We start from the raw sequence: 2,097 nt of genomic DNA on the forward strand, positions 1-2,097 counted from the left end.
CCCGAATGTCATCCAAAAGAGATCCAATGCCTCCTGATCTGGAGGGCTGTCGAGCTCGCTAAAGCAATCTTGAGCTTGTTCAGAAAGATTATCTGGCACTTGATCAACCTCCTGGTGCATTTTTCCAGTTAAGTTATTCCTCACCTCCGCGAAGGTCATCCAGAGGGGATCCGCTGCCGCCCTCTGAGACTGCATCCTCTGGCTCAAACTCTACAATGATCCGCAATCTGACTCTGCCTTTTTCCCAATCTTTCTTGCCCGGCACCAAGAGCTGACAAGCAAGTCCCTGCCCAAACCACTTCGCTTCTTGCAACAATTTTTCTTCTGGCTTGGGAGCAAGAAGGCTACTGGCAATGTTGAGCAAGTCTTCCGGCGGCAGGATCCCTGAGGATCTCAAGGCCGCAATGAACAAGCGATGCAGCTCTTCTTTCTTGGTCAAGTCCTCTTGGGCTGCTTTGACCAAGTTGGCAACCTTGAAAGTTTTCTCCCTTACAGAGAGGATCCCTTCTGAGTGCTGCTGCAGAGGTATCGATCTGGATCCCATGACTTTATCTGGATCAAGTGAAAGGCCAAAAACAAAGACAAGCCGCTCTATCTCAGATCATCGAGGATGCTATCCAACTCTGGAAAACTCTCGTCTATGGGTGTAGAACGACCAAGAGCGACTGCTTCGCTTGCATTGCTGTCACCTACTTGCTGTTCAGGAAGACTTGCCAAAATTTGAACTGACTCACCAACAGAGGAAGGCTCAGGACGAGTAATCAAGGGCAGCATCTCGCGATTGAGGCCCAAAGCCTGCAGGCAGAGGTTGATCCCAGAAACAGCTTGGTTGTACTTGTCTATGCTTGCCTCCAGTTCTTTCAGCCGCTGTTGGTTAAGCGCAATTTTCTCTTCAGCCTCTTTTCTGAGAGTTGCTTCCATGAACTGCTTTGCTTCTGGGTACTTTTGCAAAATCTCATCGGCTACTTGCTTGGCAACCGGCAATAGCTGAGTTTTTAGAGTATTGTTGGTCTCTTGTCGGAAGCTAGAACGCACTGTCTGGCTAATTTTCGGCTCAAAGTCAAGCTTGAGTAATTGTCGGATTCCAGGCTCTGCGTCGCGAATAGCAGAGATGTCATAAGATTGGCTGGTTTGCTTTAGGACTTCTCGAAACTGGTAGATCGAGAATGTTCCTTCGTCGTAGAAGCGGGGACTTTCTCTGAGGTAGCGGTCGCACTCTTTTCGGGCACCATTGACAAGAGAACTCAAAGTTACCTCCTTAACCAAAAGAAGCTTTTTCTCCAAGTCCCCATCGGATCCCAGTAGGCGAAACAACTGCCTGTAGTAGCTCGAGCTGCGAACTTCATCAACAAGGCGACGAAAGAAGTTCTCTACAAGCGTGCTGGCTGATTCTACCAGGATGTCCTCTAGATGGTTGGACAAATAATAAAAGGCTTCGACCAATACAGCTAAGAATGGAGCTGTGGAGTTGCGGGGACGAATGCGAACGGCTTGACTGTAAACATTGTCCAACGAAAAAGTATCCAAAAGCTCATCTAGCCTCCGTACCATCCTAGCCTGCAATTTACGGAAATCGTTCTCAAATTCTTTGTTTTCTCCGTTAATAACTTTATTGACTACTGTCTGGATATGCTCGTCAAACTCTCGGCCAATACTGGCTAGCTGCTGATTGATCAGCGTCAGCTCATAGGAAATCATGCTGTCAATCTCTTTGGGCTGGCTATCAATGTCTCGGTAGAGATCTAGATAGGACTTCCTCATCTCGATGCAGAGAGGTTGCAAATCATCGGCCAGCGCAGAAAATAGCTGTGGTCGCTTTTCTTCCGTTAAATAACGAGTGATCCCAGCCCGAAAGTCTTCAATACCGCTATCTTTAATCATATACTCAATCAAAGGTTTTCCCCACTCCCTCAGAATCCGAACGTAGTTATTTATGGGTGTGTCGTACCCATGTACAGAAGGGCGGAACGGGGATCCAACCAACCTACCTGACGTGCAGTACTTGTTAAACTCGCTGACAAACTGGGGCGTTTCTTCCTCACCACCCAATTCTTTGATGCTTTCTGAAAAAATCGTATCCAGTCCAAATCGATCCTC

Annotated in this window: 1 protein-coding gene and 1 pseudogene; both read right to left on the reverse strand. The window is 47.6% G+C overall.

Translation table 11 applies throughout. The annotated features are described in order from the left end of the window. Positions 1 to 133 precede the first annotated feature (133 nt). Positions 134 to 544 carry a KGK domain-containing protein gene (locus tag NW834_RS10570; protein WP_414419438.1) on the reverse strand — a complete coding sequence of 137 codons (411 nt, stop codon included), beginning with the start codon at positions 542 to 544 and terminating at the stop codon, positions 134 to 136. 47 nt (positions 545 to 591) lie between these two features. Further along, a pseudogene (locus tag NW834_RS10575) lies at positions 592 to 2,097 on the reverse strand (dynamin family protein); the annotation flags it as partial.

The sequence above is a fragment of the Synechococcus sp. R60.1 genome, assembly GCF_047461835.1.
Taxonomy (GTDB): domain Bacteria; phylum Cyanobacteriota; class Cyanobacteriia; order Thermostichales; family Thermostichaceae; genus Thermostichus.